Consider the following 15,931-nt stretch of genomic DNA (forward strand, 5'->3'; position numbering starts at 1 on the left):
AGATGTCACTTTCCGATTCCAACCGTCATGCCCTGGATGATCCGCGAGCCCATCCAGGAGAAGAGCGCGATCATCGGGGCGAGGATGATGCAGACTCCGGCGAACATCGTGCCGAAGTCCAAGCCGTTGAACTGCTGTGCCGCGACGAACGAGGACAGCGCCACCGGGAGGGTGATCCGGTCCTGGCTGTTCGTCAGGACGAGGGCGAACAGGGTCTCGTTCCAGGCGGTGATGAACTGCAGGAGGAAGGCGGTGACCAGCCCGCCCCGCGCGACCGGGAGCACCACCTGGAGGAAGGTGCGCAGCGGTCCTGCTCCGTCCAGGACGGCGGCCTCCTCCAGCACGCCGGGGATGCCGCTGAAGAAGCCGGTCAGCAGGAACACCGTGAAGGGCATGGCCAGGCCGACGTAGACGAGCCCGAGGCCGAGGTCGCTGTCGGTCAGGTTCACCCGGGACAGGCCGACGAACAGCGGCACCACCAGGACCTGGCCGGGCACGCCGAGGCCCATGGCGAAGGCCGTCGTCAGCACCGAGGAGGTCCGCGAGCGTCGCCGGGCGAGAGCGTACGCGCAGGGGGCGGCGAGCGCGACGGCGACCACGGAGGAGAGGCCGGCGGTGAGCACGCTGTTGAGGGCCGCCCGCGCGAAGCCGCCCTGGTCGAGCGCGGTGGTGTAGTTCTCGGTCCTCGGGCTGGTCGGCAGGCCGAAGCCGTGCTGCAGGATGTCGGGACCGCTGCGCAGTGAGGTCAGCAGGATCCACAGGACCAGCAGCAGGTCGGCGGCGACGACGGTCCAGACGGCGGCCGTGCCGATCCTGCTCGCGAGTCCGGTGGGTCGGTTACTGCGTCGCACGGGAGGGACCTTTCCGGTTGCGGTGTGGGGGACCGGGACGCGACGGGTCAGTACTCGATCGGGTCGCGGCGAAGCAGGCGCCGCAGCACGACGGTGATCAGGGTGACCATGACCAGGCTGACCATCGCGGCGGCGGTGGCCATGCCCAGCCGGGGGACGGTGCCCTGCGGGAAGGCCTCGGCGTACACGTACACGGCGGTGTTCCAACTGCTCACCGGTGGATAGGCGTTGGTGCTGCCGCCGTAGAGCAGGATCAGTTCGAAGATCTTCACCGAGCTGACGGTCCACAGCACCGCGCAGACCGCGATGACGTCCCAGGCGCAGGGCAGGGTGATGTGCCGGAAGCGCTGGAAGGGGCCGGCGCCGTCGAGTTCGGCCGCCTCGTAGAGGTAGTCGGGGATCTGGTCGACCGCCGCCATGATGATCGAGGTGTAGTAGCCGGTCGCCGTCCAGACCAGGGTGCCCAGGACCATCGGGAGCAGGTTGTCCGTCGACAGCCATTTGGGCGGGGTGGTCACCCCGAAGAGCTTCAGCGCCTGGTTGACCGGGCCGGTGGGCGAGAACAGGAAGCCGGCGGCGATGCCGAAGACCATGCCGTTGACCAGCGAGGGGAAGAACAGCACCGAGCGGGCGAAGAGCCTGGCCCGCATCTCGCGCAGCACCAGGGTCAGCGCGAAGCTGAGCACGAAGGTGATGGTGCCGCCGATGACCATCAGTTCCAGCGTGTTGGACAGGGAGGTGCGGAACCTCGGGTCGCGGAACAGCAGGAGGTAGTTCTGTGGGCCGCGCCAGTCCATCGCGCCCATGCCGTCCCACTTGTACAGGCTGGTCCACAGGGCGTAGCCGACCGGGGCGACGAACAGCACCGCGTACACGATCAGCGCGGGCGCGGTGAACGGCCAGAACATCCGGCGGCGCCGGCGCTCCAGCGGGCCGACGCCGGCACGGGCGGCGCGCTCGGACCGGCCTCGGGCGGTGCCCGTCCGGGGCGGGTTGTCGATCGTCGTCGCCACCGTCAGCCCTGGGTCTGCCAGTAGGAGGCCTGGTCGGCCTTGCACGTGGCGACGAACTGGGCCGCCGTGGTCTTGCCGTGCCAGAAGTCCAGGTAGTTGTCGTTCAGCACCTTGGGCAGCCAGCTGCCGCCCGCGCCGTCGAAACCGAGCCGGACGGTCGGGGCCTCGAGGGCCTTCTGGACGTCGGCCAGTTCGGCCGGGGCCGGGATGTCGGTGCGCGGGGTGAGGTTGAGCGCGGTGGTCGAGATCCCGGACAGCTGCTTCTTCTGCAGGAAGAAGGCGATGAACTTCTGCGCGGCGGCGGCGTTCTTGGCACGCTTGGGGATCGCGAAGCCGACCAGGCCCGCGTCCGGGGCCTTCGCGGTGGGCGGCAGCATCGAGGCCATCTTCCAGCCGGCCGGGACCTGCTTGGCGACCTCGGCGGTGACGTAGTTGCCGTCCATGTAGAAGGCGGCCTTGCCGCCCACCCAGTTGGTCTCCTGGGCCGGGAACTTGGTGGCGTCGTAGCCCTGGATCAGGTGGCCGCCCTTGACCAGCTGCTCCACCTGCTGCGCCGCGCCGAGGACCGCCGGGTCGTCCCAGGCGGCACCGGTCCTGTCGGCGGAGAGCCGGGCGACGTTCACTCCGGCGCCGTTGAGCAGGTAGTCGAAGTACAGCTCGTTGCTCCAGGGGTCCTCGCCCTCGGAGGCGACGCACGCCTTTCCGGCCGCCTTCAGCGCGTCGCAGACCTTGAGCAGTCCGGCCCAGTCGGTGGGCGGGCTCGGCATGGCCGCGGCGATGGCGGGGTCGGCCGCGTTGTAGAACATCGCGTTGGTGACCACCTCGTACGGGATCACGTAGTGGTTCGAGCCGGAGGGGTCCTTCGGCAGCATGTCGAAGTACTTGGCCGGGATGACCTGGGAGACCGGGACGTTCTCCTCCGGCACCTGCAACTGCAGCACCGGCGAGAGGTCCAGGGCCTGGCCGGCCGCCGCGGTGGTGCCGTAGACCTTGTCGTCGGACTCGTCCCACAGGTCCGGGGCCTGGTTGGCGGCGATCGCCGGGCCGATCTTCTTGGCGATGTCCCGGCCCGCCCAGGTGACGTTCACCTTGGCGCCGGTGGCGGCGGTGAAGTCGTCGATCGCGGCCTTCAGCACCTTGGCCTGCGGCTCGTCGGCGCGCCACATCGACCAGTAGGTGAAGCCGTTGCCGGACTTGGCGCCGTCGCCCGAGCCGCTGCCGCAGGCGCTCGCCCCGAACGCGAGCGCGACGGCGGCGGCCGCGCCGAGGACGCGGCGTGCGGACATGGTCGTTCTACCCATGGATGGTTCCTCTCGGAGGCGCGAGATGCCGTGCGGACGTGTCGTCGGCCGGGGCCCGAAGTCACGGGCGGCGCTGGATGGCTGGACGATACGGGTGAGTTGACCGGTAAATCAAGAGTCCTTGCAAAAACCCCGCTCCAGCTCGGGAGAAGCCGGCGGAGTCACGACGACGAAACCTCAAGTCACCGTCACGACAAGGGGTTGCACCGAGCTTGACGGCCCTTCAGCGGTGCCATACGTTTCACCGAAAGCATGTTGACCGGTAAAATCGGGAGATCCATCCATGGTGACGATGCAGGACGTGGCCGCGCGTGCCGGAGTCACGAAGCAGACCGTCTCCAACGTCATCCGGGGCCGGGGGGCCGTGAGCCCGGCGACCGCGGCCCGGGTGCGTTCCGCGATCGAGGAGCTGGGCTACACCCCCAACCTGGTCGCGCGCTCCCTGGCCACCGGCGCCACCAGGACGGTGGGTCTGTTCGTCCCCACCGTGACGGGCTCCTTCTACGCCGACATCGTCGAGGAGGTCGAGGACGTCCTCGACGAGAACGGCTACCACCTGCTGCTGTGCACCACCCGGCTCGACGGGGAGCGCGCCAAACGGCACCTGGCCGGACTGACCAGCCGCTCGGTGGACGCCCTGCTGATCGCGGGCGACCGGGACCTGATCGACCACCTGCCCCTGCTGAAGGAGGCCGCCTTCCCGGTCGCCCTGTGCGCCTGGGAGACGGACGCCCCCGACCGCTTCCCGGTGGTCACCATCGACTACGAGCGGGCCGGCTACCTGGCCGGGCGCCACCTGCGCGAACTCGGGCACGAACGAGTCGCCGTGCTCGCCAGCCCCGACCACACCCCGCGGGTGGCCGGCTTCCGGCGCGCCTTCACCGCCGACGGCCTGACCGTCCCCGACGCCGCCATCCACCTCGCGGCCGAACCCACCCCCGCGGGCGGCTTCGCGGCGGCGACGACGGCGCTGGCGGCCGGGCCCGACATCACCGCGCTCTTCGCCACCCACGACGTCCTCGCCCTCGGCGCCCTGGAGGCCGCCCGGGCCGCGGGCCGCTCCGTCCCGCACGACCTGTCGATCGTCGGACACGACGACAGCCCGGAGGTGGGCGTCGCCCGGCCGGCCCTCACCACCGTGGCCATCCCCAAGCGGGAGATGGCCCGGGAGGCGATCGAACTGCTGCTGCGCGCCCTCACCCGGTCGGGAGGCCCGGCCAACTCGATCCAGCTGCTGCGCCCCGAACTGGTCGTCCGGGACAGCACCGGCCCGGCCGGCGGCCGGTGATCCGCCGCGGCCGGAACCACCACTCACGAACGGCGGCGACGGTCCACCGGCCCGGGCGTCGAGCAGTCGCACACCGGCGTCCACATCGCGTACCTGGAGGAAGGGCAGTTCCTCGACTTCCACATGGGCGAGTTCGGCTTCGGCGAGGCCTACCTGATCCTTGTGAACCGCCTTCCGTAGCGCCAGCTATACCGAGAGCAACAACTTCGGTGCTGCGCCCACGTAACAGGCGCCCCGGGCGGGGCGGTGGAAGGGCGCCGGACGGTAAACGGCGTGCGGAAGCACCAGGGGGCGCGCGGACGGCATGTCAAGCCTGAGCGATCTCCTCTGCTTCACGGCGTGTTGACGCAGGGAAAAGCTGGTTCAGGCGCCCGCAGGGATGGCTCCCCCCGTTTGCCTTAACCGCTTCGGTGGGGCGCCGTCCGGAGTACCGTCCTGGTTGTCGAGGCCAGATCGGAGAAGATCAGCATGCCCCTGAACAGTGAGCACATCGGCGCGCGCGTGAGGATTGCCCGGAATGCGGCCGGGCTGACCCAAGTCGAGCTGGCGGACCACCTCGGGCGTACGGACACCTGGGTGGCCAACGTGGAGCACGGCCGGATGGCCTTGGACCGGTACAGCGTGATCACTGCCATCGCCGATCGGTGCGATGTCGACGTGGTCTGGCTGCTTGGCCAGCCGTACCGGCTCCAGCACGCCGGGGGGAGCATCGCCCACGCACACGTCCCCGCGATTCGGACCGGCATTCGCCGCGCCGGCCTGATTCTCTCCGGCCACCCGGGGCTCGCCCCGCAGGGGGCTCCCGTCGAGTTGGCCGAGCTGAGCAAGCGGTCTCGGCAGACCAACATGGCCCGTCAGGCCGCGAACCTGCCCCGGGTGGCGACCCTGCTCCCTCCACTGATCGAAGACCTGAACACGGCGGTGCTCACCCTCGTCGGCCACCAACGAGACGAGGCGCTGAGGCTGTTGGTCGACGCCTCCCGGACGGCACGCATGTGCCTGAACCAGCTCGGTTATCCGGACCTGGCGTGGTCGGCCGCCGAAGTGGCCGCCGGTGCCGCGACGGCCCTTGACGACCCCATCACCCGGGCTGCCGTCGCCTGGGACCGGTGCGGCGCGCTGCTGCACCAGGCGTCGAACCGGGAGACCATCGCGGTGGCCGAAGCCGCGATGAGAGACCTGGAGCCCTACACCAGCGGCGGTGCGACGGAGCAGGCGGCGGTGTCGCTGCGCGGGGCCCTCCTCCTCCGCTGCTCGATCGCCCATGCCCGTGCGGGGCAGAAGGACGATGCCTGGTCCCGCATCGATGCCGCGCTGGAGGACGCCGAGCGGCTCGGCCCGGACTGGTACGACCTGGCGAACCACACCGTGTTCGGACGCGGTGTCGTGGCCGTGCACGCGGCGGAGGCCGGCGTCGAGGTGGACCAGCCCGACCGCGGACTCACGCATGTGCCGCAGGTGGACATCGCCGAGGTCCCCTCGAAGGAGCGGCGCACGCACTACGCGATCGACCAGGCACGAGCGATGCACCGGATGGGCCGGAGTTCGGCTGCGGTGGTCAAGCTGAGGGAGGCTGCCGCGTCGGCACCGCACTACGTGTACGCGGACCCCATGAGCCGCGCCCTGGTTGCCGAACTCGTGCGGACCGGAGTGCCGTCGCAGGCAGCCGCCCTCTCGGGGCTCGTCCGCAGCATGGAACTCGTGCAGTAAATCCGTTCCTGAATAGAACAGTTGACGCCCCATAGATTTTCTAGGGGGCACGCTTCCGCCGCGCGGCCACCATCAAGAGGTCACCAGAAGTACATGCGTGATCACGGTGGGAGACACTGGCAGTGAAGCTGATCGACACCCGACGGCCCGACGATGCCGCGACGGCCTATGCGAACATCCTGCGCTGGCCGCTGTCCGTCGGATACCGGCATCGGCCCCGACAGGGCTGTACCTGTGAAGCCGCGGACTGCACCGTCCCGGGTGCCCACCCACGTTCCGACAGCCCGGTCTTCTTCACCCCCAAGCTCGTCGTCGAGGAGCTGGAGGAATCGCCCGGCGCCGGTCTCATCGCCTGGACGACCGGTTTCGACGCCCTGGTGTTCCCCCGCACCGCCGGCATGGCCGCGATGGTTGCTCTGGACAAGGTCGCACAGGTCCCGTGCATCGTCACCGACGAGTCGGTCATCCTCCTGGTCCTCCCGGCTACCGGCCGGCACGTGACGGCTTACCGTGCCGACGTCGGGCTCCGCTCCGGATCCGGGGACTGGATCGCTGTTCCGCCCTCGCACGGCACACGCTGGGACACGCCACCGTGGGTGCCCCGGGCGAACACCCCGATTCCCCTGCTGCACGGAACCGAGGTCGGCCACTGCTTGTCGCAGGGCGCCTCCGACGCACCCGGTGAGGTCGCGCGATGAGCCACCACGCCACCACGGACTTCCCCGCCGACCGGGCTCAGGCCGCCGGGCTGCGTACCTGGGCGATGGAGGTACTGCGGAGACTCGGCCCCGGCCTGGACGAGGAACAGCACGGCAACGTGTTGGACGACGTGAAGCTCGTGCTGACGGAGCTGGTGGCCAACGCCATCGTGCACGGTTGCGGCGGGGATCGACCGGACGTGAAACTGACCGCCTCGCTGGCGCACGCATCGGGTGTGGTGCACGTGTCCGTGAGCGACCCGGGCCTCGGCAGGCCCGAGTGCCGGCAGGCGAGCAACGATGCGACCTGCGGTCGCGGCCTGGCACTGGTCAGCGGGGTCGCCTCCCGGTTCGGCGTCAAAGCGCTCCCCGAGGGCGGCAAGACAGTCTGGGCCGAGATCGCCCTGCCCGCCGCCCTGCCCGGCCGTGGGCACGTTTCCCGGGCGTCCGCTGCCCGGCCGGATGCCGGCCTGAGCAGCGTCTCGTAGACCTCCCGTGACGGTCGTTGCCGCCCGGCACTCGGCCGCCACCGGAGGCCAGTCGAGCCGGGGGAGCGGCGTGCCGGAGACGACGCCGTCCGAACCGGTCCCGCGCTGCCCGGCATGGGACCGGGCTCCTTGTTCACCCACCCACCACCCCCATCACCGAGGACTGCGCCGTGAGTGTCGGATCGCGTACCAGCATGCTGCTCAAGCGGATCGGCCATACCCGCAGACAGCTACTCGCGGCCTCCTGCTCCGCCCCAAGCCAGGCCTGCGAACCCACCACCGACGACCCCCACGGTGCCGAGCCGGCGACCGACCGGCGGTTGCAGCACCGCTCGCGCGCCGCGCTCGCCCTGGTCCACCCGGCCCCGTGGAATCGGGGGCCGCGATGAGGACGGCACAGGCCGGCGGGCCGGGCCTGCCGGTGGTGCACGAGCCCCGGGTACGCCGGTGCGGGCACTACATCGCCACCATCACTCCCCAGGAGGCGCAGACGCTGAGCCACCTCGTCCTCGACCGCAACGCCATCCAGATCGCCGACGCCATCAACGCCGGACCCGGGCGCGAGAACGCCCAGCCGGTGACGCCCGCCATGGTGCGCGTCCGCCTGAACTCGCTGCGGGACAAGGCGGCGGCGCAGACCTGGGTGCAACTGGTCGACACCGCCTGCCGGGCCCGGCTTCTCCTACCCAGGGCCGAGCTGACGATGCCGCTGCCGGTGGCGGCCGTGGCAACGCTGCGACTGGCGGTCCTCGGGCACACCAACCAGCGGATCGCCGGGACCCGGGGCATCTCGCTCGCCACGGTCGGTTCCCACCTCGCGACGATCCGGTACCGGATGCGCACCCGCGGTACCCCTGCGGCCGTCTACCGTCTCCACGGCGTGCCCGACGCCCTGGACAACACGCCGTACTGCCTTGCCTGCCAAGGGGGGCGATAAGTGAGCGGCATCGTCGTGCAGTTGGCGAAGGGCAGCAGCAGCTCCTGGACGGCTGACAGGATCTCGCCCTCATTTGCGAACAGAGGCGTCGAGGGGTCCAGCGGACTGGGCACGTCCACCACCATCGGTGCCCGCCCGCCTCCTGGAGGACGGCGCCGTGAGCTCCTACTCCACGCTGGGGCCGTCCCCATGCTCGACCGGCTCGGCTACCGGTTCGCGATCAACACCAGAACACCGTACGGAAGTTAGAGAGAGCATGACTACCGGAAAGACCAACAGCGCCGTCGCCCCGGCCGAGGCTTCCAAGCCGCCCGTGGTGGACGTCCACGTGATCCTCCGGACCCCGGACGGCAAGATCCTGCTGTCCCAGCGCGGAGGCCCCTACGGCCACGGTCAATGGCACGCCCCCAGCGGCAAGCTCGATCCGGGGGAGAAGCCGGCTGTCGGTGCCGCTCGCGAGCTGCGCGAGGAAACCGGCATCCGGGTCGACCCGGACCACCTCCGGCTCGCTTACACCGTCCTGCACCACCAGGAGCCGGCCATCCACCGCCTCGGCCTCTTCTACACCGCTACCGAGTGGGAGGGCGAGCCGGAGAACCGCGAACCGGAGAAGTGCCTCGACCTGCGCTTCTTCGCCGAACGCGAGCTGCCCGACGCCCTGATCCCGTACCCGGCGGCCGGCATCCGCGGCGCCCTCACCGACCCCGGGGGCCTGCTGCACCACGGCTGGCCGAAGCCATGACCGACAGGTACGTGGTGGGGACAGCGCGCGCTAACCCCACCATGCTGGTCGAAGGCTTTCCCTGGTCGCTTTCGCGTCACCGTCCATCTCCGGCCGACCCTCCCTGGCGCGGGGAGGAGTCCGACCAGATCAAGGCTGCGGTCGTCCCCCTCGTCTCCCGCTGAAGACCACGCCCCCGCTCTCCTCTGGGAGGGCGGGGCGGTTCGTCGTGTCAGGACTCAGGCCTGCTCGCCGTCGAGTGCGGCCTCGACGTCGCCACCGGCCCGCCGGGCCTCGGTCATCGCCCGCTCGGCACGGAGCGCTGCGGTGTGCAGGGGCAGCAGGTCAGCAGGGAGATCGACGTCAGCCATGCAGTCTTCGTAGGCACCTCTGGCAGGATGGCGCCGACCCGCCCCGCCCCGCCCCGCCGAGATCATGAGGTGTCTGTGAGTAGCGAGTGGACCGTCCACGGCAGCCGGCCCGTCTACACCAGCCCTTGGGTGAGTCTGGACTTGGTCGACGTCGAGCCGCGTGGCCGACCCCGGTACGAGCACCATCTGGTGAAGTTCGCCCCGGTCGCGGCCACCGTGGTGCTCAACGACCGGAAGGTGCTGATGATGTGGCGCCATCGGTTCGCGACGGACACCTGGTCCTGGGAGATCCCCTCCGGCATCGTCGAAGACGGAGAGTCCTTGGAGGCCGCAGCCGCCCGCGAGGTGCTGGAGGAGACCGGCTGGCAGGTGGACGCAGTCGAGCCTCTCACCTACAACCAACCGATCGGGGGGATGTCGGATGCCGAACACCACGTGTTCCTCGCCCGGAGCGCGCGGTACGTTGCCCCGCCCATCGACACCCACGAGGCCGACCGGATCGAGTGGATCCCGCTGGATCGCATCCAGGGCATGATCGATCGCCGTCAGATCGTGGCCGGCGTCGCGGTTACCGGCCTGCTCCAGGTACTCGCCCGCCGCTAGCGGGTGAGCGCCGGCGCTTCCGAAGAGATCAGCTCACGCAGGTCTGCGACCATCGGCGTGCGGGCTGCCCGGGCTGGTACCGCGTTCACCACCGAGGCCGCCCGGGCCAGCACGATCCCCGTTCGGTGCTCGGCCGGCAACGATCCGACAGCGTGCAGACCGACCTGCGCGGCAGACCCGATCTCGCCGACCCGCAGCAGTCCCTCTGCCTGATCGAGAGCGATGAGAGCCCGGTCGAGGTGTTCGGCCGGAGAGTACAGGTCGAGAGCTTCGTCAAGGGCGAGTTGAGCGCGCCGGGTGTCCCCGAGCGTGGTGTACATACTGCCGACATGCCAGCGCAGCTGGCGCTCGGTGTAGCCGTACGCCAGGTCTGCCTTGTGTTCCGCGTCCAGCCGGGCGAAGGCCCGCTCGGCAAGCATCATGGCCTGCCGGGCATCGTCGGCGCGTCCGAGGCGGGCGAGCGAGCGGGCCTTCAAGGCGGGCGCCCAGGCCGCCGTGGCACATGACGCCCGACCAGGTAGGACCCGGATCCGTTCCGCCAGTTCGGCGGAGGCCTGCACGGTGCCGAAGTAGAACGGGGCGGGGCAGTTCGTCGCGTTTGGACTCTTGGCTGCTCGCCCGGCAGGTATGCGGCTTGTTGGGAGGACACCGACGGGATGTCCTCGGCTCGCTAGGCTGCGGACATGGCGATCAGGGCTGTGGTGTTCGATGTCGGGGAGTGCCTGGTCGATGAGACCCGGGAGTACGGCACCTGGGCTGACTGGCTGGGGGTACCGAGGCACACCTTCGTCTCGGCCTTCGGCGCGACGATCGCGCGCGGGCTCGACTACCGGGAAACCTTTCGGATCTTCGCCCCGGGCTTCGACCTGTACGAGGAGCGGGAGAAGCGGGCGGCAGCCGGCGAGCCGGAGACCTTCGGCGAGGAGGATCTCTATCCGGACGTCCGGCCCGCCTTCGCCCAGCTCCGGGCGGACGGCCTGTGGCTGGCCATCGCCGGCAACCAGACCGTGCGGGCCGGTCGCATCCTGCGCGAGCTGTTCACCGCCGACGTCGACCTGATCGGCACCTCGGACGACTGGGGGGCGAGCAAGCCGGACCCAGCCTTCTTCGAGCGGGTCGCCGAGGTCGTGCCGGCCGCGTCGGACGAGATCCTGTACGTCGGTGACCGGCTCGACAACGACGTGCTCCCCGCCGCGCGGGCGGGGATGCGGACGGCGCTGATCCGGCGTGGGCCGTGGGGCTGGATCCAGCAGCACGACCCGGCCGCCGCACAGGCGACGTTCCGGATCGACTCGCTCGCGGAGCTGCCAGAGCTGATCGCCAAGCTCAACGCCGCAGGGCACTGAGCGTCGCTGACCATGAGTACAGGCGGTCGTCCACGTGCTGGACGGCCGCCGAGGCCTGCCACGGGGTGAGCGCCCGCCGAGCGTCACGGACCCGTTCCATCCCGGTGGCGTACCAGGTGACTGCCAGTTGGTCCAGTGCCTTCTCCAGTAGCACGCATGCCTCCTCGGGGTGCCGGGCTGCAGCCTCGACGGCGGCCAAGTCGGCGAGGACGACAGTCCGCTGCTTGCCGTCGGTCTTGGGCAGCTCGGCGAGTGTCTGTTCAAGGGTGGTCCGGGCCTGCGGGATCAGGCCCGCGCGCAGCTCGGTGTTGCCGCGGAAGGCACGCAAGCGAGCCACCGAAAACCAGGTGAACCAGTCCGGCGACACTGCGTCGTTGTCCGCATCCAGGGCCTCTTCAGCACGCCGCAGTAGGGCAAGGGCGCCACGATGGTCCCCGCAGCGGGTCAGGCACTCGGCTTCGACAGCGTCGAGCCACGCCAGCACCTCGGCGGAGGCCGGGGCCCGACGAGCATAGGCGCGCGCTGCCTGCATGCGCTCGCGTGCATGGTCGATCAGGCCTTCCCACCCAGGGACGAAGGCCGAATGGGCAAGGATCGCGCCGCCAAGCAGATGGTTGTCGGCGCTACCTCACGCTCCAACGCACCGGCCAGACTGACCAGCAGCTCCGGGACCACTATGGCCAGCCCACCGAGCACGATCAGCGGAAAGACGCGCTGGAGCGTGACCGTGCCGCGGCTGAGGAAGGCCGACGCTCGGACCGCCGGGGCCTTCATGCCCTGGCAGGGCTGGCCGGGGTCGCGGCGGCCGCGGTCGTTCCCCTCGTCTCCCGCTGAACACCACGCTCCTGCTTGGACCTTCGGGTCCGGGCGGGGGGCGCTTCGTCGTGTTTCGGTTCAGGCCTGCGTAGGCTCACCCCATGCCCATTCGCTCCGTTCCCATTCGCTCCGTGGTGTTCGACATCGGCGAGACCCTGACCAGTGACACCCGCTACTGGGGTGATTGGGCCCGTTGGCTTGGGGTACCTCAGCACACACTGTCGGCCCTGGTAGGCATGGTGGTAGCAGAAGGCCGCGACAACGCCGACGCCATCCGGATCGTCCGGCCCGGTGTCGACGTGGGTGCGGAATGGCGTGCCCGTCAGGACGCAGGCCAGGGCGACTACCTCGACGAGACGGATCTCTACCCGGACGTGCGACCGGGTCTCTCCCGTCTGCGCCAGGCTGGTCTGTGGGTGGGCATCGCAGGTAACCAGAACGCTGCAGTCTCGGCCCTGCTGACCGGCCTCGCGCTCCCGGCGGACGCCATCGCCACCTCGGCTGAATGGGGTGTGTCGAAGCCTGCGGCGGGCTTCTTCGGGCGGGTGATCGCGTGGGCGCCGGGCGAGCCTCACGAGATCGTGTACGTCGGCGACCACCCCGACAATGACGTCACCCCGGCCGCCGCCGCAGGCTTGCGGACCGCGCACCTGCGCCGGGGCCCGATCGGCCTCACCACGACCGCGCCGACCGCAAACTGGAGCGTCGACTCCCTGACCGAACTGGCGGACCTGCTGACCCGATAGCAGGTCCGTCCCGCCGGACTGGTCGGCGGGACGAACCACCCCGGCAGCGACCTCACCGCCGGTACCGTTCCGAGTGCGACCACGGAACGGAGACCAGCATGCCAGGGACCACGGCCGCCGAGCTCGGACGCCGCATCGAAACCCACCGACTCGCGCGGCGGCTGACGCGCCGGCAAGTGTGCGACGCGGCCGGGGTCAGCGTCAGCACCCTGCGCAAAGTCGAGGGTGGCGAGCGGACGCCGAGCGACGCCGTCCTCGACGCGCTCGCCCGCGCGCTCGGCGTCACCGCGGACGCCCTCCTCGACGGCCCGGGCCGCAGCGACAGCCGGGTGCACCAGGCGATCCCCGAGATCCGCCGCGTCATCGCCGCCTACGACCTACCGGACGACGGGCCGATCCGCCCGCTGCCCGAGCTCGCGGTGGCGGTTACCGCGGCGGTCGAGGACCGAGTGCAGTCCCAGTACGCCCGCCTCGCGGAGCAGGTGCCGGCGCTCCTTGCCGAGCTGTTCCGCGCCGTCGACCAGATGAACGGCCGCGAGCGAAAGCAAGCGGCCCGGCTGCTGGCGCTCGCGGTGCGCTCGGCGGACGCCCTGGCCTACAAGTACGGCCACCGCGACCTCAGCGCCCGCCTGGTGGAGCTGATGCGATGGGCGGCCGACCTGGCCGGCGACCCGGCGCTGAGCGCCGCGGCGGCCTACGTCCGTATGGAGACCCACTTCGCGGCGCACCAACTCGGGCCCGGCCTGCGCGCGCTGCAGGCCGCGGTGGACCGGATGCCCGCGCCGGTGTCCGAGCCGCTGGCCGCGGCGGCTGCCGCGCTGCACATGCGGGCGGCCGTGGCGGCGGGCCGGATGCGGCAGGCCGACGTGGCGCGCGAGCACCTGCGGGAGGCCGGCGTCCTGGCGGGCCAGGTTCGTGAGGGGCTGTACGACGGCACCGCGGTGGGCCCGGACTCGCTGGAAATCCACCGGCTGTCCGTCGCGGTGGAGCTCGGCGACCCGTCCGACCTGCACACGGCGGTGGCCGGGGCAGCTCGCTGGGCGCCCCCGCGGAGCCTGCCTGCGGAGCGTCGGTCGCACTACTACATCGACCTCGGACGGGCCCAGAGGCACCTCGGCCGCCCCCGGCATGCCGCCGAGTCGCTGCTGGTGGCGCGGCAGATCGCGCCGCAGCATGTGCGCGAGCACGGGCATGTGCGGGCTGAGCTGGCGGCGGCCGTGCGGTTGACCCGGGGCCGTGACAGCCGAGTGTTGGCGCTCGCGCGGTGGGCCCGGGCTGTGTAGGTCGGGGTGTCACAGGTTGTGGCACTTGCGGGGAGGAGCGGGCCTGCACGCGGCTCGGCCAGCGCGTCACGGGGTCATCCCCGCGCGTGTGGGGAGGAGGCGTCAGGCGCTGGACCCGCCGCGCCTGACGGAGGGCCATCCCCGCGCGTGTGGGGAGGAGTGTCCACTTTGCCCCTTCTCGCGCACTTCCACTGGGCCATCCCCGCGCGTGTGGGGAGGAGAGTTGGCGTCAGCTGTCCTGGGTGGTGTCCGGGGGGCCATCCCCGCGCGTGTGGGGAGGAGGCTTTCTGAGCTGGGGCGATGCGGAGGCCTTGGCCAGTTTTTGGTTAGGTCGATCCGGTGGCATCCGGTCCGGAAGGCGGGCCGGCCTTGTGGTGGGTTTGTCGAAGTGCCAAAGGACTTGGGACATCTTGGCACGTGTTGGTGACATCGGGCATGGCTTCGGCATCGGGTCCTGACGGGAACACCCGTCGAAGCGCTGTCGAACGGCCCCCGCAAGGGCCTGGTTGCGGAGCGCGGACCCGTTTGTGCGACCCTCCTCGTATGAGTACTGGTGGGGACGGGCGCAGGCAGCGTTGGCTGGTGTCGCTGCTGGCGGTGCTGTCCGCCGAGCCGGCGGATCAGCTGGCTTGGGCGGCCGGGCACGAGGTGCTGACGGAGGCGATCGTCTTCGATTTCGATCTTGTGCTCCGTCAGGCCGAGGCCCTGGAGCTGGGGGCTGTTCCCGATCTTCGGTCAATCGATCTGCTGTTCGGCGAGATGAAGGTCCGGGATCACTCCGGCCTGTGGGCCGACACGCTGGCCGCTGATCCCCGCTGGGACGAGGTCCGAACTGCCGCCCGGCGGGCCCTGGTCCGGATGTGCGGTGACTGGCGTCAACCGCTGCCGGCCCGGGTGCTGCGGTAGCGGTCACCGGCCTGGCTGTGCCGGTGACGGCCGGTCGCCGCACGCACCTCACCAGGGCACGACACCACCGTCCTCGAAGAACTGGCCGGTCGGGCCGTCGTCGGGCAGGGTCGCGAGTTTGATGGCGATGGCCGCGCCCTGTTCGGGGGTGCGTACGCCGCGGAAGCCGTTGAGGTCGGTCGCGACGTAGCCGGGGCAGGCGGCGTTGATCAGGATGTTCGTGCCGCTCAGTTCCCGGGCGTACTGGAGGGTGACGGCGTTCAGGAACGTCTTCGACGGCGCGTACGCCGCGGCCACCGGACCGGTGGTCAGTTCACCGGCGGTTCCTGACTGCCGGGTGAGGGAGCCGACGCTACTGGACATGTTCACGATCCGGGGTGAGGGCGAGCGGCGCAGCAGCGGCATCATCGCGTTGGTGACGCGGATGACGCCGATGACGTTGGTCTCCACGACCGTGCGGATGGTGGCGGGGTCGATCCGGGTGGGCTCCTGCGGCATGCCGCCGGTGATGGCGGCGTTGTTGACGAGCACGTCGAGGCGCCCGGCCTGGTCCTCGATCAGCTGTGCGGCGGCGGTCGCGCTCGCGTCGTCGGTCACGTCCAGCGGTACGCCGAAGGCGTCGACGCCGGCCGCGCGCAGCCTCTCCACCGCGGCCTTGCGGCGCTGGTCGTCGCGGGCGCCGACGCCGACCCTCCAGCCGAGGGCGCCCAGGCCGGCGGCGATCTCGTAGCCGATTCCCTTGTTCGCGCCGGTGACCAGCGCAATCGTTCGTTCGCTCATGGGGACCATGCTGCTCCCGGACCCCGGCCGGGGTCCAAGACCGATCGGGTGGGCATCGATACCTTCCAGGTAT

Annotated in this window: 19 protein-coding genes and 1 CRISPR repeat array; of the genes, 12 read left to right on the forward strand and 7 right to left on the reverse strand. The window is 70.7% G+C overall.

Translation table 11 applies throughout. The features are described 5' to 3' along the window. Positions 1-5 precede the first annotated feature (5 nt). From ACFQ6N_RS01295 to ACFQ6N_RS01305, 3 genes are read right to left on the reverse strand one after another with little or no spacing between them, the layout of a single operon-like run. Positions 6-851 carry a carbohydrate ABC transporter permease gene (locus tag ACFQ6N_RS01295; protein ID WP_380646059.1) on the reverse strand — a complete coding sequence of 282 codons (846 nt, stop codon included), beginning with the start codon at positions 849-851 and terminating at the stop codon, positions 6-8. Positions 852-898: 47 nt separating this feature from the next. Beyond that, complete coding sequence (locus ACFQ6N_RS01300; RefSeq protein ID WP_380646060.1) at positions 899-1,864, reverse strand: carbohydrate ABC transporter permease; 966 nt, start codon at positions 1,862-1,864, stop codon at positions 899-901. Positions 1,865-1,866: 2 nt separating this feature from the next. Next, positions 1,867-3,165, reverse strand: coding sequence for an ABC transporter substrate-binding protein (locus tag ACFQ6N_RS01305; protein WP_380646062.1), 1,299 nt, complete (start codon positions 3,163-3,165; stop codon positions 1,867-1,869). Positions 3,166-3,448: 283 nt separating this feature from the next. On the opposite strand from ACFQ6N_RS01305, the gene ACFQ6N_RS01310 reads away from it, so the two are divergent. The 7 genes from ACFQ6N_RS01310 to ACFQ6N_RS01340 all read left to right on the forward strand — a co-directional run bounded on the left by ACFQ6N_RS01310 (position 3,449) and on the right by ACFQ6N_RS01340 (position 9,028). Next, complete coding sequence (locus ACFQ6N_RS01310) at positions 3,449-4,453, forward strand: LacI family DNA-binding transcriptional regulator (protein WP_380646063.1); 1,005 nt, start codon at positions 3,449-3,451, stop codon at positions 4,451-4,453. Positions 4,454-4,921: 468 nt separating this feature from the next. Beyond that, positions 4,922-6,163 (forward strand): helix-turn-helix domain-containing protein, encoded by a 1,242-nt coding sequence (locus tag ACFQ6N_RS01315; RefSeq protein ID WP_380646064.1) that lies wholly within the window; start codon positions 4,922-4,924, stop codon positions 6,161-6,163. 122 nt (positions 6,164-6,285) lie between these two features. Further along, complete coding sequence (locus ACFQ6N_RS01320) at positions 6,286-6,861, forward strand: hypothetical protein (protein WP_380646065.1); 576 nt, start codon at positions 6,286-6,288, stop codon at positions 6,859-6,861. Next, on the forward strand, positions 6,858-7,349 hold the full coding sequence (locus tag ACFQ6N_RS01325; RefSeq protein ID WP_380646066.1) for an ATP-binding protein: 492 nt from the start codon (positions 6,858-6,860) through the stop codon (positions 7,347-7,349). The genes ACFQ6N_RS01320 and ACFQ6N_RS01325 overlap by 4 nt, the downstream gene beginning before the upstream one ends. Before the next feature lie 170 nt (positions 7,350-7,519). Next, positions 7,520-7,738, forward strand: coding sequence for a hypothetical protein (locus tag ACFQ6N_RS01330; RefSeq protein ID WP_380646067.1), 219 nt, complete (start codon positions 7,520-7,522; stop codon positions 7,736-7,738). Beyond that, entirely contained in the window at positions 7,735-8,286 is a 552-nt protein-coding gene (locus tag ACFQ6N_RS01335) for a hypothetical protein (protein ID WP_380646068.1), read from the forward strand. Before ACFQ6N_RS01330 ends, ACFQ6N_RS01335 begins: the two co-directional genes overlap by 4 nt. A gap of 256 nt (positions 8,287-8,542) precedes the next feature. After that, positions 8,543-9,028, forward strand: a complete 486-nt coding sequence (locus ACFQ6N_RS01340; RefSeq protein WP_380646069.1) for an NUDIX domain-containing protein — start codon at positions 8,543-8,545, stop codon at positions 9,026-9,028. A 218-nt stretch (positions 9,029-9,246) separates the two neighbouring features. Here ACFQ6N_RS01340 and ACFQ6N_RS01345 read toward each other — a convergent pair whose 3' ends face one another. Next, complete coding sequence (locus ACFQ6N_RS01345) at positions 9,247-9,378, reverse strand: hypothetical protein (RefSeq protein ID WP_380646070.1); 132 nt, start codon at positions 9,376-9,378, stop codon at positions 9,247-9,249. 141 nt (positions 9,379-9,519) lie between these two features. Here ACFQ6N_RS01345 and ACFQ6N_RS01350 point away from each other — a divergent pair, with 141 nt between their 5' ends. Then, the gene (locus ACFQ6N_RS01350) at positions 9,520-9,981 is read left to right on the forward strand and encodes an NUDIX hydrolase (protein ID WP_380646071.1); all 462 of its coding nucleotides are present in this window, start codon (positions 9,520-9,522) and stop codon (positions 9,979-9,981) included. On the opposite strand, the gene ACFQ6N_RS01355 is transcribed toward ACFQ6N_RS01350, so the two are convergent. Next, complete coding sequence (locus ACFQ6N_RS01355; RefSeq protein ID WP_380646073.1) at positions 9,978-10,541, reverse strand: hypothetical protein; 564 nt, start codon at positions 10,539-10,541, stop codon at positions 9,978-9,980. The two genes, ACFQ6N_RS01350 and ACFQ6N_RS01355, sit on opposite strands and share 4 nt — an antisense overlap. Positions 10,542-10,664: 123 nt before the next feature. On the opposite strand from ACFQ6N_RS01355, the gene ACFQ6N_RS01360 reads away from it, so the two are divergent. Next, entirely contained in the window at positions 10,665-11,327 is a 663-nt protein-coding gene (locus tag ACFQ6N_RS01360) for an HAD family hydrolase (RefSeq protein WP_380646074.1), read from the forward strand. Here the strand turns inward: ACFQ6N_RS01360 and ACFQ6N_RS01365 are convergent. Further along, entirely contained in the window at positions 11,308-11,655 is a 348-nt protein-coding gene (locus tag ACFQ6N_RS01365; RefSeq protein ID WP_380646075.1) for a hypothetical protein, read from the reverse strand. The two genes, ACFQ6N_RS01360 and ACFQ6N_RS01365, sit on opposite strands and share 20 nt — an antisense overlap. A 589-nt stretch (positions 11,656-12,244) precedes the next feature. Between ACFQ6N_RS01365 and ACFQ6N_RS01370 the strand changes: the two genes are divergently transcribed. The 3 genes from ACFQ6N_RS01370 (at position 12,245) to ACFQ6N_RS01380 (ending at position 15,078) form a co-directional block, all read left to right on the forward strand. Then, positions 12,245-12,889 carry an HAD family hydrolase gene (locus ACFQ6N_RS01370; protein WP_380646076.1) on the forward strand — a complete coding sequence of 215 codons (645 nt, stop codon included), beginning with the start codon at positions 12,245-12,247 and terminating at the stop codon, positions 12,887-12,889. Between the two features lie 98 nt (positions 12,890-12,987). Then, positions 12,988-14,172: a helix-turn-helix domain-containing protein gene (locus ACFQ6N_RS01375; RefSeq protein ID WP_380646077.1), complete on the forward strand. Its 1,185-nt coding sequence runs from the start codon at positions 12,988-12,990 to the stop codon at positions 14,170-14,172. A gap of 71 nt (positions 14,173-14,243) precedes the next feature. Beyond that, positions 14,244-14,454: direct repeats of the CRISPR family, unit length 28 nt; unit sequence GGGCCATCCCCGCGCGTGTGGGGAGGAG. 300 nt (positions 14,455-14,754) lie between these two features. Then, the gene (locus ACFQ6N_RS01380) at positions 14,755-15,078 is read left to right on the forward strand and encodes a hypothetical protein (protein ID WP_380646078.1); all 324 of its coding nucleotides are present in this window, start codon (positions 14,755-14,757) and stop codon (positions 15,076-15,078) included. A 48-nt stretch (positions 15,079-15,126) separates the two neighbouring features. Here ACFQ6N_RS01380 and ACFQ6N_RS01385 read toward each other — a convergent pair whose 3' ends face one another. Continuing rightward, the gene (locus ACFQ6N_RS01385; RefSeq protein ID WP_380646079.1) at positions 15,127-15,858 is read right to left on the reverse strand and encodes an SDR family oxidoreductase; all 732 of its coding nucleotides are present in this window, start codon (positions 15,856-15,858) and stop codon (positions 15,127-15,129) included. Positions 15,859-15,931 lie beyond the last annotated feature (73 nt).

The organism is Kitasatospora sp. NPDC056446 (assembly GCF_042796115.1).
Classification (GTDB): Bacteria; Actinomycetota; Actinomycetes; order Streptomycetales; family Streptomycetaceae; genus Kitasatospora.